Genomic DNA, 24,329 nt, shown 5'->3' with positions numbered 1-24,329 from the left:
AAAAAAATGACTGTATGCCTACAGTTATTTTAAGGAGATTTTAACACATTCTTACAATCCTACTGTATGACATTTGTCAATCCTTTTTTCAACCATTTTAAATACTCCTGAATATCAGGAGTGTATCCCACTGTAGCTGCAAGCATGTTTAAATCACTATCAAGAAGTACATAAAAAGGTTGTGAATTATTTTTAAAGTTTATGGTTTGAAACGTAGCCCATTTATCACCAACAGTTTTTATACGCTTTAAGCTCCCATTAGATTTTATGTAATTGAATTGTTCGGAAGCAGACAATGTTTCTCTGTCATCTACATAAAGTGAAATAAGAATATATTCATTTTTCAAAATTTCCATAACGTCTGGATGACTCCAAACTTGTTCTTCCATTTTACGACAGTTAACACAGGCCCAACCAGTAAAATCAATAATCATAGGTTTATTCTCTGCTTTGGCTGCAGCTAAACCTTTATAAAAATCTGTATATGCGTTAAGTCCCAAGGGGCCATGTGATTCTTTATCGTAAACACTATAAAACAATGGTGGAGGGAAACCACTCAGTAGTTTTAAATTAGCATAAGTCGTATTAGTTAACCCTGGGAGCAGATAAACTACAAAAATTAAAACCCCCATACCAAGAGTTTTTCGCATCCTGCTCAATTTTTGCTTGGGTCCATCATGTGGAAACCTTATTTTACCAAAAAGATATAAAGCCAAAGCAATTCCAATTAAAATCCATATTCCTATAAAAATCTCTCTCTTTAATATTCCCCAATGTTCTACTAGGTCTGCATTTGACAAAAATTTAAAAGCCAATGCGAGTTCAATAAAGCCTAGCACTACCTTTACTGTATTAAGCCAACCGCCACTTTTTGGTAAGGAGTTTAGCCAATTAGGAAATAAGGCGAATAAGGCAAAGGGCAAAGCCAAAGCCAAACCAAAGCCTCCCATACCAAAACTAAGTTGAAGCGCTCCACCATCACTACTTAAAGATCCCCCTAATAGTGAACCCAAAATCGGACCAGTACACGAAAAAGATACTAAAGCAAGTGTTAGTGCCATAAAAAAGATCCCTACAGTACCACCTATGCTACTTGCTTTTTGATCTAAACTAGTGCTCCAAGAAGCAGGTAAGGTTATTTCAAAATAGCCGAAAAATGAAATAGCAAAAACAATGAATATGATAAAGAATATACAATTCAATATCACATTCGTAGAAATCGTATTTAGGATCTCGGGATCTACCGAATCTAATAAATGAAAAGGTAAACTTAAGAGCACATAGATTACAAAAATAAAAACTCCGTATAAAATTGCATTAAACACTCCTTTGTTACGGTTTTGTGATCCTTTAGTAAAAAACGAAACTGTTAAGGGTATCATAGGAAAAACGCAGGGTGTTAACAATGCTATTAAACCTCCTAAAAAACCTAAGATAAAAATGCTCACGTAGCTTTTTTCCTCTGTCGTATCTTGTAAAAATGTTTCTGTTTGTTTTATTGGTAACTTAAGCGCTTTGGTTTTATTGATATCTGTATCGGTAAGCGTAACTGTATTACTTTGTGAATCTGATATAGTAGTATTTGGATTTAAGATAAACTCAAATACAACCGTATCTGGAGCCAAACAACGAACATCATCGCAAATTGCAAAAAACACCTCTGCAGAGATTCTATTCAAATCGGAATCAAGAATTTTAATTTTTTGTGTGAATCGAGCCTTTTCTTCAAAATATTTGATATCCATCTCAAATATCTTATCAAATTTTTCAATCCCTTCTGGTTCTATCGTCTCTCCAAGTAGTTGGTACTTTTCTGGAGATGCTGTAAATGAAAACTCTGTTGGTGTAGGAGCAATTTCATCAGTATCTGCAACGCGTTGAGAATACAAATGCCAACCTTTGTCTAAAGTAGCCTCAAAATATAATGTATAGATTGTATCAGATTCTTTTATTACTCCTGATGTCCACTTTATTGGATCAAAAGTTTGAGAATTGACTCCTGTAAAGGATAGACTAAATAATGTAAGTACTAAAAGTAATCTCATGTAGCCAATGTAATTTTTAATAATTGATTTGTATTCGATAGAATTTTAAAACGATCATCTGCTCGATAGTTAATTATCCAAACAATATCAGAACCCGAGCAAAGTATCCAGGCGCGCTCTTTATCGAGCAAAGATAATTTTTCATCTTTAAAGTATTTACTTAATTTCTTTTTTCCTTTCATTCCTATGGGATAAAAATAGTCGCCTTTTTCCCATTTTCTTACGGTTAAAGGATATTTTAATTTTTCTTGATCAATATAGATTGTATTTTTCTCAGTAGATTCAATAGCATTTGCATTTTTAAAATGTAGGGTGCCAATAGGAACCATTACGGTAGTTTCTTCCTTTTCTATTCGATACGTTTTTACCGGCACTTTTTTTAAAGTCAGTGAAGAAATAATTAATAGATTTCTGTCCTTTAATATTCGGTGGGTAGGCGAAAATACTTGTTTTCCAGATTGTGAGTTGATAAGTTTAGCAATATCACTCCACGCCGTGAAACCAAAGTCTTTAAGAATAAAGTATAAATAAATTTTTGGATCTCCATAGTTGAGAAGCTTTGAGATAGATATATGAATTTCTCCATTGTCTTGTGTCTCAAATAATAGTTCTTTGATTCGTTGCGCTTCTGCTTCAATAAACAACTGACTTTTATTAAGTTGTATTCGGGTCGTTTCAAAATTCTTTAAAAACCGTTCATTCGTACCTTTTAACTCTGGAATAACTAATTGCCGAAATTGATTTCTCAAATATTTGGTGTTTTGGTTGCTTGCATCCTCTCTCCAGGCTATTAATTTATTTTTGGCATAACTTTCTATTTCTATTCGAGAAAAAGGTAACAATGGTCGTATAAAAATATCGTTTTTCTCTGGTATACCTGTAAGACCCTCGAGTCCAGTGCCTCTTGATAAGTTTATCAAAAAAGTTTCTAAAACATCATCTACATGATGCGCAGTAAGCACATATGGATATGCATGTTGTATTGCCATTTTTTTAAACCATTTATACCGTAGCGTTCTAGCTGCTAACTGTATTGACAGTTTATGATTTTGGGCATATCGTTCTGTATCAAATTCGATGGTGTAAACCGGTACTTCAAGAATACCTGCTTGCTCTACCACAAAATGTTCATCAGTATCACTATCAACTGCTCTTAATTTAAAATTACAATGCAAAACGCCAAAATCGAGGTTTAAACCACGGCATAAATGTACGAGCACCATGCTATCTAATCCTCCACTACATGCAATCAAAAATCTTTCTTTGTATAGGAAGGAAAAGTTTGTTTCTAAATGCTTTTTAAAATCTGCTAACACTTCTATAAAAATTTCTTTGGTTTACATTACTTCAAAGATACGACTTTGCTTATGGTACTGATTAAAGAATTACAGATTTTACTTGTATTTGATTTTCAGGTTTTTAACTAAAAAATTATTTTGTTTTGACTATTTTTAAAGAACACAAAATTTATGGATTATGGGTAGGATAGTAGAAACTTCAAAAAAAACCATTAAACATTCGAAGAAAGAATTCGAAAAAAAATTATTATCAATCATACCACATTTACATCCTTATGTAAAACACCGCATTTATATTGCAGAAAGTACTGGCATTTTACCTAGTAATATGTACTGCTCTAATGGTATTATCGATGATGCTATAGTCTCCTTACACAACGCACCTATTGATCACGAAATCCAATGCTTAGCTTTGGAATTAAAATTATTTAAAATAGCCGATGAGCTTATTGACATGCTTTACATCAAAGAAGGATGGCACCTTCACAATATAAGTACCAGTGAGATTTTGAAAGAAGAATTGGATAGCTTAGAGGAAGATTTTTATGCTGAAGCAGATGATGATCTTATTATGAGTGACGGACTAAATGATATAAGTTATCATCATAACCAGAAAAACAAGAAATCGTTTATTTATGATGACGCTAACTCTGAAATTTTGAAAGTTATAACTAATGTCAACTCCTCTGAGGTTAAAAAAAAGAAATTACTTGGAAAGTTTTATAGTTGGCTTCCTTTAAAAACATCAAATATCATTGATCTATTTGTATTTGGTAAACTTAATTTTGAAGAAATTGCTACTGTCAAAAATATGAGTAGTCGAGAGGTAAAAGAAATTATTATTGATGTAAGAAAAAGATTTAGACGCAATCTGATTTAAAAAAATTATAGAACCGTTTTATTTTTCTAATACTTTTTTCATTGCCTTTGCTTTAAGCAAACATTCTTCATATTCTTTTTCAGGAATAGATTTTGAAGTAATGGCACTTCCTACCGTATAGGATATATAGTTGTTTTTTTGATTGTAAAGTATGCTACGAATCACCACATTAAAATCGAAATCTCCTTCTGGTGTAAAATAACCAATTGTCCCGCTATACAATCCACGTTTTGAAACCTCCAATTCTTCAATTAGCTGCATTGCCGAAATTTTTGGGGCACCTGTCATACTACCCATAGGAAATGTGGTTTTTATTAATGTTACTGGATCTATGGTCTTTGCAACCCGTGATATGATAGTAGAAATCATTTGATGTACCTGCTCAAAAGTATAGACACGACAAAGTTCTTCTACCTCTACACTACTCTTTAAAGCTGTTTTTGAAAGATCATTTCTAACTAAATCTACAATCATGATATTTTCTGATCGCTCTTTGGGATCGTTTTCTAAAGCACTTATTATAGCTTGATCTATATTTTTGTCTGGAGATCTTCTGGCAGTGCCTTTTATAGGTTGTGTAATTACTTTACCACCCTCTTTTTTTAAATAACGTTCTGGTGATGCAGATAAGGCATAGCAATTCTCAAACTTCAAAAATGCTGTAAAAGGAGCTTTGGAGATTACATTAAGGTGCTCAAAAATTGATAGTGGCGCTACTATAGCCATATCGTCATAAAATTCTTGACAAAAATTGGCTTCATAAATATCTCCCCGTTGTATGTGCTTCAAAAACATTTGTACCTTTTCAAGGTACTCATCTTTACTCAATCTTGCTTTTATCGCGATTTGATGTGTTTTGATAGATGGTGTATCAAAGCTCTCAAAATTGAAAACTTCATTCATATCTATCTCCATCTCATCATCTACCATAGACAAATAATATAGAGATACGCTTTCCCCCTTTAATAAAAATAATCGTTTTGGTTGAAAAAAATAAAGTTCTGGAAACCCCAAACCATCCTCATTTTTTGAGACAAGTTTTTCAACATTATTCTTTAAATCATAGGATAAAAAACCAAACAACCAATCTGCTGTCGTTTTCCGATATTCAGAAAGTTTATCAAAAGCTTCAGTTTCGTCTGATTTTAAAACAGTAAGCGCGTCTGCCGCCAAAATTGCATCATAACTACCATGTAGTTGAGGATAGTCATTAGAATCCAACCAAGTCACTTCGTCAAACTGTTGTGACCAGTGTAAAAGTTTCCTCTTAAACGTCAAAATATCGGATACTAAATACTCTTTAACGGTACGCACAAGCTATTTTATTTGATGTGCAAAAGTACTGAGAACTTCCTTTAAACCCAACAACAATGTTTCATTGGTAATCTCTTGTTCTTCGACAGAAAAATTTTCATAAAATGAAGGAACGCTAAAACTCTCTAAAATTTCTGCTCCAAAACGCGGTAACACATTTTTTGCCTGTTCCAATGCTCCTATCGCCCCTCGTTGTCCAGGAGATGTACTCATCAAAAGAATTTTCTTTCCAGCTAAAAAATTACGATCTATACGCGATAACCAGTCTATTATATTTTTGAAAAATGCACTCCATCCACCATTATGTTCTCCTACAGCTATAACCAATGCATCTGCGTCTGCTATATCTTGATGCAGTGCTAGTGCCATGCCAGGAAATCCTTCGTTACGTTCAAGATCTTCGCTATAGATTGCAAGCGAGTACGTATTTAATGTAAGTACTCGTACTTGATGCTCTATAAATTCTTTTACAACATAAGTAATTAATTGATGATTGATGGATTTTGTACTATTAGAACCCGCAAAAGCCAATATTCTTGCCATTTTAAAAGAGTTTATTTCAAATGTAACCAAAAAGAAAACAAATGAACTACCTTTGTAATCTATTAAAACATTACGTGTGACTTTTACAGATTTAAATTTAAGTACTCCTCTATTAAACGCATTAGAAGATCTTGGTTTTCAAACTCCTACTCCCATACAATCAGAAGCTTTTTCTGTAGTCATGTCTGGAAAGGATGTCGTTGGTATTGCTCAAACAGGTACCGGTAAAACCTATGCATATATGCTCCCAATTTTAAGGATGTTAAAATATTCTGTTCAAGACAATCCACGGGTATTGGTATTGGTCCCTACACGTGAACTTGTGGTACAGGTGGTCGAAGAAATTAATAAGCTCTCTACCTATATCAATATAAGAGTGACTGGGGTTTACGGAGGAACAAATATTAACACTCAAAAACAAGTCGTTGCACAAGGTTTGGATATCGTGGTTGCCACACCGGGCCGCTTATATGACCTTGCTGTCAGCAGAGTTTTACAGCTTAAATCAATACAAAAATTAGTTATTGATGAAGTAGATGTAATGATGGATCTTGGTTTTAGACATCAACTTATGAATATCTTTGATATTTTACCGAGGCAACGCCAGAACATCATGTTCTCGGCCACAATGACTGAAGATGTGGAATCCATTATCACCGAAATTTTCAAAAACCCTCTAAAAGTTTCAGTTGCAAAAAGTGGAACACCCTTAGAAAACATACAACAATACGGATATAAGCTTCCAAACTTTTACACCAAAGTAAATTTACTTTACCATCTATTAAAAGATAAAGAAACGTATCATAAAGTGCTACTTTTTGTGGACAATAAAAAAATGGCAGATCGACTTTTTGATCGTTTAGAACAAGAATTTTCTAATGAGTGTAGTGTTATCCATTCTAATAAAACCCAGAATTACCGACTGCAAAGCATCGAAGATTTTGGTAACGGTACCCATCGTATTTTAATCGCTACCGATGTGATGGCTCGCGGACTTGATATAGATGACATTTCACACGTAATTAATGTAGATACTCCTAATTATCCCGAGAATTATATGCACCGTATCGGGCGTACAGGTCGTGCTCAAAAAGAAGGAATTGCGCTTGTATTAACAACACCTGCAGAAGAAGAAGCTTTGACAAATATTGAGACTCTAATGGAGATGGAGGTTGAGCAATTATCAACTCCCAATACTGTAGAAGAATCTATTGAACTAACACCTGAAGAAGAGCCTGTAGTTTTTGAAATTAACAATCCACATAAGCGACCTAACGATGAGGAAGTAGGCCCTGCTTTTCATGAAAAAAAGGCTAAGAATAAAAAGGTAAATCTCGGAGGTAGCTACCAACGAGAAATTAAGAAAAAGTACAAAAAACCAAAGACTAAAGGTGACAAAACCTTTAATTTGAAGCATAAGAAAAGGAAAAAGAAATAATAAAAATTTCTATGAGAGCAGCAGCGCATACATCATCACGCAAAGATCCCAAAGATAAATCAAGAGTTACCATTGCGCAGGCGTTCAAAACCATAATTTGGCCTCGTCGAAATTTAGTATTTGTTGGATTGATCTTAATTGTTTTCAGTCGTTTGGCCGGACTCGTTTTACCAATTGCGAGTAAGTACCTGATGGATGACGTGATTGCGAAGAAAGATTATCAAATGCTTAAAATTTTATTAGCAGTTGTTTTTATCGCCATTGTAGTACAAGCTGTTACCTCATATTTACTCACTCGTATTTTAAGCGTTCAAGCTCAATTTTTAATTTCAGAATTGAGAGCTCAGGTTCAAAAAAAAGTACTTTCCTTACCAATTCGATTTTTTGACAACACAAAATCAGGAGCCTTGGTCTCTAGAATCATGAGTGATGTTGAGGGTGTACGTAATCTTATAGGGACGGGATTAGTACAGCTCGTAGGTGGGGTGATCACTGCGATAATATCCTTAGTGCTGTTAATCAATATTAGTCCGTCGATGACCTTATTTGTACTGGTTCCAGTGGGTCTTTTTGGATTAGTTGCATTAAAAGCATTTAAATTTATCCGTCCAATTTTTAGAAAACGCGGTGCTATTAATGCTGAAGTAACTGGCCGTCTTACAGAAACTTTAGCAGGTATTCGAGTTATTAAAGGTTTCAATGCCGAAGCACAAGAAAACTCAATTTTTGAAGAAGGGGTAAATAAATTGTTCCTCAATGTCAAAAAAAGTCTAACCGCTACTGCTTTAATGGCGAGTTCATCTACGTTGCTATTGGGTATAGCGTCCACTGGAATTATGGGAATTGGAGGCTATAAAATCATGATAGATCAGATTACCGTGGGTGATTTTTTATCATTTACGTTATTACTGGGATTTATGATCGCACCAATTGTGCAGATGAGCAATATAGGGAGTCAACTTACCGAGGCCTTGGCAGGGCTGGATAGAACTGAGGAACTCATGAACCAAACTGCCGAAGAGGATGCTGTGCAACGAACCAAAATCCTGAAAGAGATCGAGGGAACTATCGTTTTTGACAATGTTTCTTTTGCCTATGAAGAAAATAAAGAAGTTTTACATAACATTTCGTTTACAGCTCCTTCAGGCTCGGTAACAGCTCTTGTAGGAACTTCTGGATCTGGTAAATCTACCATTGCAGGATTGGTTGCTACCTTTTTGAACCCAGAATCAGGTCTAATTACAGTTGATACTAATGATATTACCAAAGTAAAACTAAGTAGTTATCGCCGCAATCTAGGCGTAGTTTTACAAGATGAATTTTTATTTGAAGGAACAATTAGAGAAAATATTCTTTTTCCGCGACCAGATGCTTCCGAAGAACAACTTCAAGATGCAGTAAAAGCTGCGTATGTCAATGAATTTACCGATCGGTTTGAAAATGGGTTGAATACACTAATTGGAGAACGTGGCGTTAAATTATCAGGTGGACAACGTCAACGCATAGCTATTGCCCGTGCCATTCTTGCAAATCCCAAAATTATTATCTTAGACGAAGCTACTTCAAATCTGGATACCGAAAGTGAAGCGTTAATTCAAAAAAGTTTATCAGAACTTATGAAAGGTCGAACCACCTTTGTCATAGCACATAGATTAAGTACAATTCGGAAAGCCGATCAGATATTGGTTATCGAACGTGGTCGCATTGCAGAACGTGGGACGCATGACGAACTTATCGGTAAAGAAGGGCGCTATTTTGATCTTTACACGTATCAGGCGAGAATATAAAAAAACTCTCAAGGTGCGTACCTTGAGAGTTTTTGATATTTTACACTATATTATTTTACTTATACATGCAATGCTCTGCTATCAGTAGCTGCAAGTGCAGCTTCTTTTACAGCTTCAGCAAAAGTGGGATGCGCATGAGACATACGCGAAATGTCTTCGGCAGAAGCTCTAAACTCCATTGCAGTGACCGCTTCAGCGATCAAATCGGCACAACGTGCACCAATCATATGAACTCCTAAAACCTCATCTGTCTTCTCGTCTGCAAGAATTTTAACAAATCCATCAAGATCTGCACTTGCTCTGGATCTTCCTAAAGCTCTAAACGGAAACTGACCGGATTTGTATTTTATACCTGCTTCTTTTAGTTCTTCTTCAGTTTTACCAACTGCAGCAACCTCTGGCCAAGTATATACTACGCCAGGTATTAAATTATAATCAATATGCGGTTTTTGCCCTGCAATTGTTTCTGCTACAAATACGCCTTCCTCTTCGGCCTTATGAGCTAGCATCGCTCCTTTAACTACATCACCAATAGCATAGATATTTTTTACTGATGTTTGCAAATGTTCGTTGGTTTCAACTTGACCTCTATCCGTAAGTTTTACGCCAGCTGCCGCTGCATTCAGTCCATCAGTATAAGGTCTGCGACCCACAGAAACCAAACAGTAATCTCCTTTAAATTCTACAGGATTTCCTTTTTTATCATCTGCGGTGATCGTTACTTCCTTTCCTTTTCGGTTCACGGCCGTCACCTTATGAGAAGTGTAAAATTTCACCCCTTGTTTTTTCATCACCTTGGTTAACTCTTTGGATAACGCTTTATCCATACCCGGGATGATACGATCCATAAACTCTACTACAGATACCTCTGCTCCAAGTCTACGGTAAACTTGTCCGAGCTCTAGACCTATAACACCCCCACCGATGATGACCATATGCTTAGGAACCTCCTTTAACTTCAGAGCTTCTGTCGATGTGATGATACGCTCTTTGTCGATTGTTATAAACGGTAATGAGGATGGTTTTGACCCCGTTGCAATAATGGTGTGTTTTGCCTCGATAGTTTCCTGACCGCCTTTGGTCTTATCGATAGTAATATGAGTGGCATCTTTAAAAGAACCAACCCCTTCAAAAACATCAATATCATTTTTCTTCATCAAAAAACTCACCCCATCACAAGTTTGGTCAACAACGGCTTGTTTACGAGAGATCATTTTTTCAAGATTGATTTTAATCTCTCCTGGAATTTCGATACCGTGATCTTCAAAATGCTTCACAGCATGCTCGTAGTGATGTGAAGAATCTAATAATGCCTTACTTGGAATACACCCAACGTTTAAACAGGTACCTCCTAAGGTTGAATATTTTTCAATTATCGCAGTTTTCATACCTAGTTGTGCGCATCGAATTGCTGCCACATATCCTCCAGGTCCCGAGCCAATTATAGCTACATCGTATGTACTCATATGCTGTATTATCTTGATAAGTAGTTGTTAAAATATTTTATTTCAAAAATTAAAACCTGTACTAAATAATTATATGCATAGCTAAAGACCGTATTTTTATAACTACTCAATTATAAAGCAAAGTTTTAAATTTTACAGAACAAATGTACAAATGTTTTGTTGGTTACCGAAGTAAAGCTTTATGCAATTTACGGTCGCAAACTAGACGAAAGAGTCGTAAAAAAATGATAACTTTAAACACTGGGAATAATGATGGTAACTTATCACAGCTCTATTAACCTGTTTTTATCTATTTATGCGTATCTTACTTTTTGCTTTTTTACTTTTTTTACTTGTTATTTGGAGTTCATGTCGTACTGATTTTGATGCAAGTCCTAGCAATGGAAATTTAAAGTTTTCGACAGATACTTTATTCTTGGATACATTATTCACCAATATATCGTCGAGTACTTATGCGCTTAAAGTTTTTAATATTGAAGATAACCCTATAGCAATTCCTTCGATCACATTAGAACGTGGTGCTACATCTAATTATAGACTTAATGTAGATGGAATCTCTGGTAAAGCTTTTCAAAATATTCAAATATTACCTAAGGATAGTATTTTTATATTTGTTGAAACTACTACAGATATAACCACTCAAACAACTGCTAATGAATTTTTATACACAGATCGTATTATTTTTGATAGCCCAAATAAACAACAAGATGTTGACTTAGTTACCTTAGTTAAAGATGCAGTTTTTTTATTTCCTGAAAAAGATGCGATGACGGGTAAAAAAGAGACCTTAGTACTTGGTGATGCTACTACCAACGAATTGCGAATCGAAGGATTTTATCTAAAAGAAGATCAATTACACTTTACCAATGAGAAGCCCTATGTAATTTATGGATATGCCGCAGTCCCCTCAGAGAAAAGCTTAGTTATCGATCCTGGGACTCGTATTCATTTTCATAAGAACTCTGGAATAATAGTTGCGAATAAGGCTTCTTTGCAAGTGAATGGAGCTTTGAGCACTGATCCTGAAGCTCTTGAAAATGAAGTTATTTTTCAAGGAGATCGGTTAGAAACAGGATTTAGAGAGATTCCGGGCCAATGGGGAACTATCTGGTTGACAGCAGGAAGTACTGCTCATACAATAAATTATACCACTATAAAGAATGCAACAGTTGGAATTCTCATGGATTTTAATGACGGTAGTACCGCTCCTACACTTTCAATTAAAAATACACAAATATATAATGTGGCAACAGTAGGTTTACTGGCAAAAAATGGTTTTATAGAAGCTGATAATATGGTAATCAACAATGCTGGACAATCAGCTCTGGTTTGCAGTCTGGGAGGAAATTATGCATTTAATCATTGTACCTTTGCAAATTATTGGCAAACTGGATTTAGAGAGTTTCCTACTGTTGTGCTTCGCAATTATGAACCTATAGCTACTGGTGAACTATTAATTTCTGACCTTACCAAAGCTACGTTTAGAAATTCTATTATTTATGGTTCTGAACCTATAGAATTATTTCTTGATCGCATTGATGGCGCCTCATTTAGTTACTTTTTTGATCATTCGTTGCTTCGTTTTGAATCTACTATCCCTGATACTGGAAACTCATCGCTGTATGATTTTACTAATACGAATAGGTTTAATGCTATAATTCTTAATGAGGATCCGTTATTCGAAGCGCCTGTTAACAATAAATTCTTTATTGATGAGCGCTCTCCTGCGAATAATAAAGGTATTACCACACCGGTTACCACAGATATTATCGGAAATGCTCGTGATAAAAATAAACCCGATATAGGAGCGTATGAAAGTCGCTCTTTTAAATAAATCGACGTTACGCTTATTTTCTTTGTTTGCAAATATTTGAGATAGCGTCAGGGATAGTAGTGAAAATCCCACAGTTTAACATCGTTAAACAAGGAATTGTAATGGATAGCCCGCCCGGACGCCATAAATAAAAAAACCCGCCAATGGTTATTGACAGGTTTTAGTATATTAAACTAATGAAATTACTTAAGCTACAAAAAGTGGTTTATCTGCCATTAAATCATTGACATCATTCGCAATCTCGTGTAACATATCGTCATTCTCAACATTTTGTATCACGCGATCGATCAACTCTACAATGGAGGCCATATCTTCTTCTTTAAGTCCTCGTGTAGTTACAGCAGCTGTCCCAATACGAATTCCTGAAGTTACAAAGGGTGACTTATCGTCAAATGGTACCATATTCTTGTTCACTGTTATTTCGGCTTTTCCTAAGGCTTCTTCAGCTTGTTTTCCTGTCACATTCTTATTGCGTAAATCAATAAGCATCATGTGATTATCGGTACCCTTTGAAATTACATCATAGCCAAGTGCTACAAATGCTTCTGCCATTTTGGAAGCATTTTTCTTCACCTGAACAATATAATGTAAAAACTCATCGGTCAACGCTTCACCAAATGCAATAGCCTTTGCAGCGATAATATGTTCTAAGGGTCCTCCTTGATTACCAGGAAAAACTCCACTATCCAATAACGAAGACATCATTCTGGTCTTACCATTTTTGAGCGTGATTCCAAACGGATTTTCAAAATCTTTACCCATCAAAATCAAACCTCCTCTAGGACCTCTTAGCGTTTTATGTGTTGTAGTCGTTACAACATGACAATGTGGAATTGGATCTGAAATAACTCCTTTGGCAATTAAACCTGCTGGATGGGCTATATCTGCTAATAATAAAGCTCCCACACTATCTGCAATAGTTCTAAAACGTTTATAGTCAATCTCACGAGAATATGCAGAGGCTCCTGCAATTATCATTTGTGGTCGCTCGCTTTCTGCTATTTCCTGTATTTTGTCATAATCTAACATCCCTGTCTCCTTATCAACTCCATAAAAAACAGGATTGTATAATTTACCAGAAAAATTAACCGGAGAGCCGTGAGTCAAATGCCCCCCATGCGACAGATCAAAACCTAAAATTTTATCACCTGGTTTTAAACACGCATGATATACTGCTGTATTTGCCTGTGAACCAGAATGTGGCTGTACATTGGCATATTCTGCACCAAATAACTCTTTTGCTCGATCAATAGCAATTTGCTCAACAATATCTACAATCTCGCATCCTCCATAATAACGTTTGCCAGGATATCCTTCGGCATATTTATTTGTTAAAACGGATCCAGCTGCTTCCATAACTTGATCACTAACAAAATTTTCTGAAGCTATAAGTTCTAGCCCATTTATTTGACGCTCTTTCTCGTCCTGTATTAAGTCAAAAATCTGTTCGTCCCGACGCATGTAGTATAGGTTTGTTAATTAAAGTTCAAAAATAGCAAATACATTCGTTAAATTAGATGAAAATTATATATTTGATGATAAGAAACACCAGTAACCTATAAAAGATACACGATGCCCATAACAGCAAATAATCCCAAAAGAAAAACGTGGATTGAAACCACTCCTAATACTGATTTTCCTATACAGAATATACCTTTTGGTGTATTTCTTACTCGTGATGATATAATAACAATAGGAACAAGAATAGGAGACACTGCAATCGATCTTGGTGCATTACATCAATTAGGCTATTTTGATGGCATACCGCTAACAGATGATATTTTTTTACAAGATTCTCTGAATGATTTTATATCAGATGGAAAAAAAACATGGAGATTAGTACGAAATCGTATTGCTGAAATCTTTGATCAAACAAACGAGACACTCAAAAACAACCTTGAACATAGAAAAATTGTACTTTTTGCTCTTAATGAAATTGAAATGCAATTACCCGTAAATGTTGGTGACTACACTGATTTTTATAGCAGTATAGAACATGCCACTAACGTTGGTAAAATGTTTAGAGATCCAGACAATGCACTACTGCCTAACTGGTTGCATATGCCGGTGGGTTATCATGGGCGAAGTAGCTCAATAATCCCTTCGGGGATTCCAGTACATCGCCCTCAAGGACAAAAGCTAATAAATGGTGAAGAAAACCCAATTTTTGGTCCTTCCCGTTTGGTAGATTTTGAATTAGAGATGGCTTTTATTACTACAGATGCTAATCATTTGGGAGAACCAATCCCGATTGACGAAGCCGAAGATTATATTTTTGGACTAGTCTTATTTAATGACTGGAGCGCACGTGATATTCAAAAATGGGAATATGTTCCTCTTGGACCATTTTTGGGCAAAAGTTTTGCCTCTTCAATGTCTCCATGGATAGTAACACTTGACGCCCTCGAGCCATACCGCGTGGCGAGTCCTAAGCCTATAAAGGAACAGTTTCCGTATTTACAGTACAACGGTAAAAAAAGTTTTGATATCAATCTTGAAGTTTCTATACAACCAGAGAATGCAGTTGAAACCGTAGTTGGTAAAACAAACTTTAAATATATGTACTGGAATATGTCACAACAGCTAGCACATCATACAATTAATGGTTGCCCAATAAACTCTGGAGATATGATGGGTAGTGGAACAATTTCGGGACCTACCGAAGACTCTTATGGTTCTATGTTAGAATTGAGTTGGAGAGGAGAAAAACCTGTTCAACTTAAAGAAGGAGGAAGTCGAAAATTTATTGAAGACAATGACACCGTAATTATGAGAGGTTATTGTGAAAAAAATGGGATGCGTATTGGTTTTGGCGAAGTTTCTACAAAACTATTACCTATATTTAAAAAATAATATAAACGTTGATTCTAAATAATCGAGCTTCAAGACATTATCGTTTTGAAGCTTTTTGTTGTAAATAAATGTTAAATTTGGCATTACTATTGTTTTACCTCTCCCTAAATCAAGTATTATGAAAAAATTTTTACTCATTTCCTTTGCCATTTTTTTAATTCAAGGATGCAGTAGTGTAAAGCAAAATCAAAAAGCATTAAATCAAGGTAATTATGACACCGTTATTAATAATAGTCTTAAAAAGCTGCAAGCTAATAAAAATAGTAAACGTAAACAGCCACTAATTCTACTCCTTGAACAAGCTTTTGAGAATGCTGCCAAACGTGATCTTGATCATATTAAATTTATGGTAATGCAAAATAATCCCGCTAATTACGAGGGCATTTATAATACGTATAAGAAGTTGAATAATCGACAACAACGAATAGCGCCAATTTTACCACTTTATCACGCAGAAGAAAACCGCAACGCACAATTTGAGTTTAATTCCTATGATTCAAAGATAATTGAATACCAACAAAAGTTAGCCGAGCACCTCTACCAAAATGTTAATAGCAGATTGTTATCACAAGGATTATCCAAAAATGAGTACCGAAGTATTTATAACGACTTGGAATACTTAAATAAAATATCTCCTAATTATAAAGAAGTAATTAAATTGATGGATGAGGCGCATTTTAAAGGGACTAATTTTATAATTGTTTCATTAAAAAATGCATCCAATACAATTATTCCGAAGAAATTAGAAGTAGACCTACTTGATTTTAGCACTTATGGATTAGATGATTTTTGGACCATTTTTCACAATACTCGACAGCCAGAAATAAAATACGACTTTGTAGTTGTGGTAGCCTTCAATGAAATTTTATTATTGCCAGAACGATTAAAAGAATTTGAAGCCAAACGAGAGAAAGATGTTGTTGACGGATGGGAATATGTGATGGATAAAAATGGAGAACACGTCTTTGATGATGAAGGTGAGTATCTTAAAAGAGATAAAGTAATAAAAGTTAAATGTCTCTATAATGAATTTACGCAGCAAAAAGCCGTAAATGTATCTGGAATTGTATCCTTTAGAAATTTAAAAAATAAGCAAACAACCGATAAGATACCTCTACGTAGTGAATTCATTTTTGAACATAGGTATGCACGTATATTAGGAGATCCTAGAGCATTAGCCAAAAAAGAACGCGTATTTATGAGAAATAAGCCTCTACCCTTCCCCTCAAATGAACAAATGGTTTTTGATGCCGGACAGGATGTTAAAAACGAATTGAAATCTATTTTATCTCAATATCCTTTTTAAAATGAAGGGATTAACTTAAGTAACATTATATTTCTCAAGTTTGTATGACACTACCTTAGCACTATATAATTCAACAAAAAAAATTCAGGTATCGTCTCTAGAACTGTTATTACAGTGAACCGATCGTTACAAGTATTTTGCTAATGAATCAATAGCAATATCACTATGTGAAGCGTGATGTACAACTGTTTCATTTTTAACCGCTATAAACTGAGGAGACTCATGTACAACATCAAATTGTGAGGCAATTTTTGCAGATAGGTCTCTATAATTTAGTAAATCTAACAAATAGAAATCTACTCCTCCAAATTGGGAGGTATAATTAGTTTCAAAATTTTTGAGTACCATTCTGCTAATTCCGCATCTTGTAGAGTGTTTAAATATAACTTGTAATCGACTATTGGATAATGAATTAATCTTATCTATAGTTTCTAAATCGTGTAACAATATCCAAGGCACATTGTTGGTTCCCAGATTTTTATCTCCTTTTCCGGTAGTTTCTGATTTTAAAAATTTGTTAAAAAATCCCATAGATATCGTTATCCTTTTATTAATTCAAATCAAAATTACTCAAATCTTACTTAACTTTAGCTATATTCTAATTAAGATTATCTTAAAACAAAACGCGTCAAAAAGTCAGTTAAACGCAATGAAAAACTGTCTTTTTGACTTACACTTGAATAAGGAATATATTTTGATCTAGTAAATGTGAACGATAAATTACGACTTATGAACTTTAATAATTTCACTATAAAATCCCAAGAAGCAATACAACAAGCACAACAATTAACACAAAGTCTTGGGCATCAACAAATAGAAAATGAACACATTTTCAAAGCCATTTTTTCTGTAGACGAAAATGTTCTTCCCTTTTTATTGAAAAAGCTTAACGTCAACCTTTCTTTATTACAACAATTATTGGATAGTACTTTACAAAGCTTTCCTAAAGTTAGTGGTGGCGACATCCAATTATCTCGCGAAGCTGGAAAAACTTTGAACGAGGCTAGTATAATTGCAAAAAGTATGGATGATGAATATGTGTCTATAGAGCATTTAGTTATCGCCATCTTCAAATCAAAAAGTAAGATCTCTCAGATTTTAAAGGATCAGGGCGTTAACGAAAAACATCTTAAAGAGGCCATCAACGAAATCAGAAAAGGAGAGCGTGTTACTTCACAGAGTGCCGAGGAAACCTACCAATCTTTATCAAAATACGCTAAAAATCTAAATCAACTTGCCGAAAGTGGAAAGTTGGATCCGGTTATTGGTAGAGATGAAGAGATTCGACGTGTTCTACAAATTTTATCGCGCCGAACAAAGAATAATCCAATGCTCGTAGGTGAACCAGGTGTTGGTAAAACTGCTATTGCCGAGGGTTTGGCACATCGTATCATTGCTGGTGATATTCCTGAAAATTTAAAGGACAAGCAAATTTATTCCTTAGATATGGGCGCATTAATTGCCGGAGCTAAGTTTAAAGGAGAGTTTGAGGAGCGCTTAAAAGCTGTTGTAAAAGAAGTAACCTCTAGTGATGGAAATATTGTACTTTTCATTGATGAAATTCATACGCTGGTAGGAGCTGGAGGTGGACAAGGGGCTATGGATGCTGCTAATATATTAAAACCTGCCTTAGCTAGAGGCGAACTAAGAGCAATAGGTGCAACTACCCTAGATGAATATCAAAAGTACTTCGAAAAAGATAAAGCATTAGAGCGACGTTTTCAGAAAGTAATGGTGGATGAACCGGATACTGAAAGTGCCATTTCAATTTTAAGAGGGATCAAAGAAAAATATGAAACACATCATAAAGTTAGAATTAAGGATGAAGCTATTATCGCAGCGGTAGAATTATCCCAGCGCTATATTACAAATCGTTTCTTGCCAGACAAAGCTATTGATCTTATGGACGAAGCCGCCTCAAAGCTGCGTATGGAAATTAACTCTAAACCCGAGGAGTTAGACGTATTAGATCGTAAAATAATGCAACTCGAAATTGAGATCGAAGCGATAAAACGTGAAAATGACGAGGTTAAATTAAAATCCTTAAATGCTGACCTAGCTAATATAAAAGAGGAACGTAACGAAATTTATTCAAAATGGCAAGGTGAAAAAGAAGTAGTTGATGCAATTCAAAATGCCAAAACTTCTATTGAAGAATTCAAAATAGAAGCAGAACGTGCCGAAAGAAATGGCGATTATGGTAAGGTTGCAGAGCTACGTTATGGTAAGATTAAAGAAGCACAAGAGCAGTTGGACACTTTACAAAAACAACTTGATCAACAGCAAAGCGCTACCTCTTTAATTAAAGAAGAAGTAATCAATGATGACATTGCTGAAGTAGTGGCTAAATGGACAGGAATCCCTGTTACCAAAATGTTACAGAGCGAACGTGAAAAACTTTTGCATCTAGAAAAAGAACTTAAAAAACGTGTTGTAGGTCAACACGAAGCTATAATAGCAGTGAGTGATGCTGTAAGAAGAAGCAGAGCTGGATTACAAGATCAAAAGCGCCCCATTGGATCCTTCTTATTTTTAGGAACTACTGGAGTCGGTAAAACTGAACTCGCTAAAGCATTGGCAGAGTATTTATTTGATGATGAAGGAGCCATGACTAGAATTGATATGAGCGAATATCAAGAACGTCATGCGGTTAGTAGGTTAATCGGTGCACCCCCAGGATATGTTGGTTATGATGAAGGAGGACAACTTACAGAGGCTGTTAGAAGAAAACCATATTCTGTAATACTACTTGATGAGATTGAAAAAGCTCATCCTGACACTTTCAATATTTTATTGCAAGTATTAGACGAAGGACGTCTTACAGATAACAAAGGTAGAGTTGCTGATTTTAGAAATACCATTATAATCATGACAAGTAATATGGGAAGCCATATTATACAAGAAAAATTTGAAGCAATAAAAGATGTTGATACCGCGATGGAAGGTGCTAAAGTTGAAGTTCTTGGATTACTAAAACAAACAATTCGTCCAGAATTTTTGAATAGGATCGATGATATTGTGATGTTTTCCCCATTGACTATGGCTAATATAACAGAAATCGTACGTTTACAGCTTAAAAATGTATCACGCATGTTGTTACAGCAAAATATTACACTTGATGCTACTGATGAAGCCGTAAATTATTTAGCCAAAAAAGGATTTCAACCAGAATTTGGAGCCCGACCCGTCAAGCGAACAATTCAAAAAGAAGTTTTAAACAAACTGTCCAAGGAGATATTAGCAGCCAACGTTGCCACTGATAGCGTTATTCTTATCGATGCTTTTGATGATGAATTAGTGTTTAGAAACGAGAATGATCTGGTTTCTTAATAAAACAAAGTATCCAAAATTGTTATTATTCAAAATTTTGGATACCTTGTTTTGTAACATCTCTATTTTTTTGAGGTCTTTTTTTAGTACGATTTCTTAACTAATAATTATGAGCAAATCCATACATCAGAAAAAGATTAGTAAAATAAGTAGTCACTATATATTTGCAGGTTTTTTGAGTCTAGCTATTGTATGCATTGTATTGGTTTGGCTTTTACTAATAGAGTTTTAACAATTTAATTAAATAATAATAACATAATAAAGCTCGACATCTATATAAAGATATCGAGCTTTTTTACCTACTTTTTTTTGTTTACTAAGAAACTACATGGTTTCAATCTCCTTTTTAAGAGTATCTTTGGTTTTGCCAGTTTTTTCCTGTAATCTACCTAACATTTCGTCAAATTTCCCTTCAGAGTATTTCACATCATCATCTGTCACTTTACCGTACTTCTGCTTAAATTTTCCCTTTACTTGGTTCCATTTACCTTCTAATTCTGTCTTGTTCATACTATTAATTTTAAAAGATTAATACTATCACTAAATTAAACTATACTGCGTCAACTTAAAGCCAAAAATTCCTTATACTTGTCTTAATAATCTGTTACCATATGCATCAAAATGCTCTAGTTTTAATACGCTTTTTTGTTTTATTATGTAGCACTTCAATTTTATTGAATTGTACTACAGGAAAATCCTTGATTAAAAAGAAGTTTACCCTTAAATTCTTGGATGAATTTGTGATCGAAAATGACACTCTTTTTCCTACTACCAAAATTGGTGGATTATCTGGAATTGATTATAATCCTGTAACCAATAAATATATTTTTGTGAGTGATGACTCCTCTGCTCCCCGTTATTACATTGCGAGTATCGATCTGGTAGACAAAAAAATAAAAAACATACATTTTGACAGCATCATTTATTTTCAGACAAATAAGGGAAAGAAGTATGATAGTTTACATTTTGATTTAGAAGGTATAAGGTTTTTTGATGCTAAAAACATAATAATATCTAGTGAAGGTGCCATTAAACACAAAAAAGACCCCTTTATTTCTATTTATAGTAACTTGGGTAATTTAAAAGAAAGCTATATGCTTCCTCCATACTTTAAACCTACGAGTAATATTAACAATACTCCCAGACATAATGGAACCTTGGAAGCTATCGCACCCACGATAAATAAAAAAGGGTTCTGGATCGCTATGGAATTACCACTGCAAGAAGACGGAGATCAACCTAATTTTTATAACGCAGGAGCTCCTGTTCGTTTTACCTATTTTGATACTCTTACCAAACGCGCCACAAAACAGTTTGTTTACCCATTGGATAAACTAGAAAAAGATCCGAAGGGTAAATTTGGTGTTAATGGAGTTACCGACATTTTGCAATTGACCTCTGATTCTTTTCTAGTACTGGAGCGTTCCTACAGTGTAGGTTACGGTATACATGGAAACACGGTTCGTTTATATTTGACCACAACAAAAAATGTTACAAATACACTTGATTTTGTATCTTTAAAAAATGCTACTTATAATTTAGCACAAAAAACTTTACTATTTGATTTTGAATCTGTATTATCACAATTAAGTAATCAAAGTATCGATAATATTGAAGGAATTACTTTTGGACCCAAATTAAAGAATGGGAACCAAACCCTGTTCTTGGTATCCGATAATAATTTTAATTCCAGATCAAAGCAAAAAAATCAAATTATCGCTCTAGAAATACTAGTTAACAAACAATAATATGAAAAGAATTCTTATTTTACTTTTAGTCTCCTATACAGTATTAAGCTGCGCTCAAGAAAAATCAAATACTGCCACTACCACTTATATTTTTATTCGCCATGCCGAAAAAGATTTGAGCAACCCTAGCAATAGCAATCCAGCATTAACTAATAAAGGTAAAGAACGAGCTATACAATGGTCTAAGATAATTGACAGTCTTACCAATAGCAATGTTAGTTTAATTTATAGTACCGATTACGATAGAACACTCGCTACAGCTAAGCCTATAGCAGAAAAGTTTAATTTGAAAATTCAACATTACAAACCTAATAAACTATACAGCAAAAGCTTTCGTGATAAATCAAAGGGAAAAACCGTGGTTGTTGTAGGACACAGTAACACCACTCCAATTTTTATCAATAAAATAATAGGTGCAGAAAAGTATAAAGATATTGCAGATGATGAGTATGGTAAACTCTTTGAAATTATTATTAGCAAAGATGATATTAAAGAAAAAGTGTATTCTTTTAATTAAAATGTTTTCTTTCAAAATATAGTATATGCTATGACTGCAACCAATTTAGTTTGAATTATTGATATGCAGCAATATGGACATTTATATCTTCCAAAATAATTTCTGAGACTTTAGTTAATTTATTCAAAGTGTAAAGTTCCGTTAGTTTCTCCAAAGAGGTTTCTAACACATCGGTTTTATAATTGATATAATCGACAAATCGTAAACCATTGATAACACGAGGATTAATTGCTTTTCTAAATCTAATCCCTCCCCCATTGACTGCATACCTGTACGCAAAATAATCAACATTATAGGTGTCTTTATCAATCCAATACATAAACTCGTCCTCATAGTCGGTACCACCCCCATCTTTATTAAATGTCACCTCTATTTTATAATAAACTTTGTTATCAATTATTGTCTCACCTATAAACTTTTTATTAACCGCAGGAGCATTCAACCCAAAAGGTAATAAAGCGAAATAGTGAACAGCATTAACATTATCACTAATTTTTGTTACTAAAGAATCTTCTACAGGTATGACACAACCATTTATTAAGCGTTCTAATCCATAATTTGATACAATATCATTAATTTGATCGCTCTCTTTAACAATAGTTCTTTCTAAAGTATACATACCAAAATTACGTTGACTACGAAATTTTTGACCTCTAAAGGTAAAGTGTATAACAGCTTGATCATAGCTTGAACCGCCTGCTTTCTCAATAACTTGATCAACTATAGTTGCTGCAGTTTGACTATGAACTGGAGACAACATTCCAACCAAAATTATAAAATAAGTACAAAATAATAGTAATCTCATGTAAGTGATCCTAAATAATAGCATTCTTGATTTTTAAAGCAGCCCAAGTTAATGGAAAAACCTTACAATAATTACGGAAAACATTTAATTTTTAAATTTTAAAAAAGTTTCTTATTTTGTATATACTAAAACCTTGACATTATGAAACTTATACTACTTTTAATTGTAAGCATGCTTAGTATTCCTACATTTGGACAGCATACTTCTGACTATGAAAAAGCTGTAGTCTCTTTTCAAAAAAACTTTAACGCACAGCATGTAGACACTATTTACAATATGTATACCCCAGAAATGCAAGAAAGTATGACCAAGGAAGGTGTCATACGCTTTGTTCAAGGATGCTATAAACAATTTGGAGACCTTAAATCTATCACATTAAAAAAAACTGAAAATCAAATACATAGCTACACCGCCATATTTGATAAAGCCACGCTATTAATGGAATTATTGTTATCCGATTCTGGAAAAATTTTATCACTTCAATTTCAAGAACTATAAGAAGTTAGTAAATATTTATACCTTTCAAAGCTTTCATATTCTGAAAGCTTTGTATTTTTGTGATCTTTGCAATAGAGATGCAATTGTACTTATGAAACAAAATAAAATCAACATACTTAACCGTAAAGCTAAATTTGAATACGAATTTATCGATAAGTATACGGCAGGCATAAAACTTGCTGGAACAGAGATAAAAGCTATTCGTGAAGGTAAGGCAGGGATAGCCGAAAGCTTTTGTGAGTTTCATAATGGCAGTGAACTTTTTGTTATCAATATGAATATTGAAGAATATTCGCATGCTACCTATTTTAATCACGCTCCCAAAAGTGAGCGAAAACTTTTATTAAATAAAAAAGAATTAAAAAAACTAGAAAAAGAAGTTAAGAATTCTGGATTAACAATTATACCTACCCGTCTTTTTGTTAATGACAAAGGGTTAGCAAAACTCGATATAGCTCTAGCCCGGGGTAAAAAATTATATGATAAAAGAGATACAATCAAGGATCGAGATAATAAACGTTCTTTGGATCGTATCAAAAAGAATTTTAGATAGACCTCTACATTTCTCACTTTATTTAGATAATTGAGCTTTAATAAGCAATGCTCAATATAAAATCTACATGATTATGGCTAGCTTTATTCACTACGGCTATCGCTATATATGATC

Annotated in this window: 20 protein-coding genes; 11 read left to right on the top strand and 9 right to left on the bottom strand. The window is 34.2% G+C overall.

Annotated elements, in window-relative coordinates; genetic code table 11:
* Positions 1–59 precede the first annotated feature (59 nt).
* A complete protein-coding gene (locus tag ACE939_RS02745) occupies positions 60–2,045 on the bottom strand; it encodes a cytochrome c biogenesis protein CcdA (RefSeq protein WP_378187251.1) in 1,986 nt (661 codons plus the stop codon).
* Positions 2,042–3,361, bottom strand: coding sequence for a tRNA lysidine(34) synthetase TilS (tilS, locus tag ACE939_RS02740; protein ID WP_378187250.1), 1,320 nt, complete (start codon positions 3,359–3,361; stop codon positions 2,042–2,044). The genes ACE939_RS02745 and tilS overlap by 4 nt, the downstream gene beginning before the upstream one ends.
* A gap of 160 nt (positions 3,362–3,521) precedes the next feature.
* Between tilS and ACE939_RS02735 the strand changes: the two genes are divergently transcribed.
* The gene (locus tag ACE939_RS02735; protein WP_378187249.1) at positions 3,522–4,223 is read left to right on the top strand and encodes a hypothetical protein; all 702 of its coding nucleotides are present in this window, start codon (positions 3,522–3,524) and stop codon (positions 4,221–4,223) included.
* An 18-nt stretch (positions 4,224–4,241) separates the two neighbouring features.
* On the opposite strand, the gene ACE939_RS02730 is transcribed toward ACE939_RS02735, so the two are convergent.
* On the bottom strand, positions 4,242–5,537 hold the full coding sequence (locus tag ACE939_RS02730; RefSeq protein WP_378187248.1) for an anthranilate synthase component I family protein: 1,296 nt from the start codon (positions 5,535–5,537) through the stop codon (positions 4,242–4,244).
* A 3-nt stretch (positions 5,538–5,540) separates the two neighbouring features.
* On the bottom strand, positions 5,541–6,080 hold the full coding sequence (locus ACE939_RS02725; RefSeq protein WP_378187247.1) for an NADPH-dependent FMN reductase: 540 nt from the start codon (positions 6,078–6,080) through the stop codon (positions 5,541–5,543).
* 76 nt (positions 6,081–6,156) lie between these two features.
* Here ACE939_RS02725 and ACE939_RS02720 point away from each other — a divergent pair, with 76 nt between their 5' ends.
* Both ACE939_RS02720 and ACE939_RS02715 read left to right on the top strand, forming a co-directional pair.
* On the top strand, positions 6,157–7,518 hold the full coding sequence (locus ACE939_RS02720; RefSeq protein ID WP_378187246.1) for a DEAD/DEAH box helicase: 1,362 nt from the start codon (positions 6,157–6,159) through the stop codon (positions 7,516–7,518).
* An 11-nt stretch (positions 7,519–7,529) separates the two neighbouring features.
* Positions 7,530–9,305 (top strand): ABC transporter ATP-binding protein, encoded by a 1,776-nt coding sequence (locus tag ACE939_RS02715; RefSeq protein ID WP_378187245.1) that lies wholly within the window; start codon positions 7,530–7,532, stop codon positions 9,303–9,305.
* Positions 9,306–9,364: 59 nt separating this feature from the next.
* On the opposite strand, the gene lpdA is transcribed toward ACE939_RS02715, so the two are convergent.
* Positions 9,365–10,771, bottom strand: a complete 1,407-nt coding sequence (gene lpdA, locus ACE939_RS02710) for a dihydrolipoyl dehydrogenase (protein WP_378187244.1) — start codon at positions 10,769–10,771, stop codon at positions 9,365–9,367.
* 295 nt (positions 10,772–11,066) lie between these two features.
* On the opposite strand from lpdA, the gene ACE939_RS02705 reads away from it, so the two are divergent.
* Positions 11,067–12,605, top strand: a complete 1,539-nt coding sequence (locus ACE939_RS02705) for a choice-of-anchor Q domain-containing protein (protein WP_378187243.1) — start codon at positions 11,067–11,069, stop codon at positions 12,603–12,605.
* A gap of 186 nt (positions 12,606–12,791) precedes the next feature.
* Here the strand turns inward: ACE939_RS02705 and glyA are convergent, their stop codons facing one another.
* On the bottom strand, positions 12,792–14,066 hold the full coding sequence (gene glyA, locus ACE939_RS02700; RefSeq protein ID WP_378187242.1) for a serine hydroxymethyltransferase: 1,275 nt from the start codon (positions 14,064–14,066) through the stop codon (positions 12,792–12,794).
* 111 nt (positions 14,067–14,177) lie between these two features.
* On the opposite strand from glyA, the gene fahA reads away from it, so the two are divergent.
* Positions 14,178–15,458, top strand: a complete 1,281-nt coding sequence (fahA, locus tag ACE939_RS02695; RefSeq protein WP_378187241.1) for a fumarylacetoacetase — start codon at positions 14,178–14,180, stop codon at positions 15,456–15,458.
* 118 nt (positions 15,459–15,576) lie between these two features.
* A complete protein-coding gene (locus ACE939_RS02690; protein ID WP_378187240.1) occupies positions 15,577–16,764 on the top strand; it encodes a hypothetical protein in 1,188 nt (395 codons plus the stop codon).
* A 126-nt stretch (positions 16,765–16,890) separates the two neighbouring features.
* Here the strand turns inward: ACE939_RS02690 and ytxJ are convergent, their stop codons facing one another.
* A complete protein-coding gene (ytxJ, locus tag ACE939_RS02685; protein ID WP_378187239.1) occupies positions 16,891–17,295 on the bottom strand; it encodes a bacillithiol system redox-active protein YtxJ in 405 nt (134 codons plus the stop codon).
* Positions 17,296–17,493: 198 nt separating this feature from the next.
* Between ytxJ and clpB the strand changes: the two genes are divergently transcribed.
* A complete protein-coding gene (clpB, locus tag ACE939_RS02680) occupies positions 17,494–20,094 on the top strand; it encodes an ATP-dependent chaperone ClpB (RefSeq protein WP_378187238.1) in 2,601 nt (866 codons plus the stop codon).
* A 324-nt stretch (positions 20,095–20,418) separates the two neighbouring features.
* On the opposite strand, the gene ACE939_RS02675 is transcribed toward clpB, so the two are convergent.
* Positions 20,419–20,604, bottom strand: coding sequence for a CsbD family protein (locus tag ACE939_RS02675; RefSeq protein ID WP_378187237.1), 186 nt, complete (start codon positions 20,602–20,604; stop codon positions 20,419–20,421).
* 101 nt (positions 20,605–20,705) lie between these two features.
* On the opposite strand from ACE939_RS02675, the gene ACE939_RS02670 reads away from it, so the two are divergent.
* Entirely contained in the window at positions 20,706–21,842 is a 1,137-nt protein-coding gene (locus ACE939_RS02670) for an esterase-like activity of phytase family protein (protein ID WP_378187236.1), read from the top strand.
* Position 21,843: 1 nt separating this feature from the next.
* Positions 21,844–22,359 carry a histidine phosphatase family protein gene (locus ACE939_RS02665; RefSeq protein ID WP_378187235.1) on the top strand — a complete coding sequence of 172 codons (516 nt, stop codon included), beginning with the start codon at positions 21,844–21,846 and terminating at the stop codon, positions 22,357–22,359.
* Between the two features lie 55 nt (positions 22,360–22,414).
* On the opposite strand, the gene ACE939_RS02660 is transcribed toward ACE939_RS02665, so the two are convergent.
* The gene (locus tag ACE939_RS02660) at positions 22,415–23,164 is read right to left on the bottom strand and encodes a DUF6503 family protein (RefSeq protein WP_378187234.1); all 750 of its coding nucleotides are present in this window, start codon (positions 23,162–23,164) and stop codon (positions 22,415–22,417) included.
* Between the two features lie 141 nt (positions 23,165–23,305).
* Here ACE939_RS02660 and ACE939_RS02655 point away from each other — a divergent pair, with 141 nt between their 5' ends.
* Both ACE939_RS02655 and smpB read left to right on the top strand, forming a co-directional pair.
* A complete protein-coding gene (locus ACE939_RS02655) occupies positions 23,306–23,662 on the top strand; it encodes a DUF3887 domain-containing protein (protein ID WP_378187233.1) in 357 nt (118 codons plus the stop codon).
* A gap of 91 nt (positions 23,663–23,753) precedes the next feature.
* Positions 23,754–24,215: an SsrA-binding protein SmpB gene (gene smpB, locus ACE939_RS02650; RefSeq protein ID WP_378187232.1), complete on the top strand. Its 462-nt coding sequence runs from the start codon at positions 23,754–23,756 to the stop codon at positions 24,213–24,215.
* The last annotated feature ends 114 nt before the right edge of the window (positions 24,216–24,329 follow it).

The sequence above is a fragment of the Aquimarina rhodophyticola genome, assembly GCF_042434915.1.
In the GTDB taxonomy this organism is placed as follows: Bacteria; Bacteroidota; Bacteroidia; order Flavobacteriales; family Flavobacteriaceae; genus Aquimarina.
The sequence above is the reverse complement of the archived record's forward strand: the minus strand, read 5'-3'. Positions and strand labels throughout refer to the sequence as shown.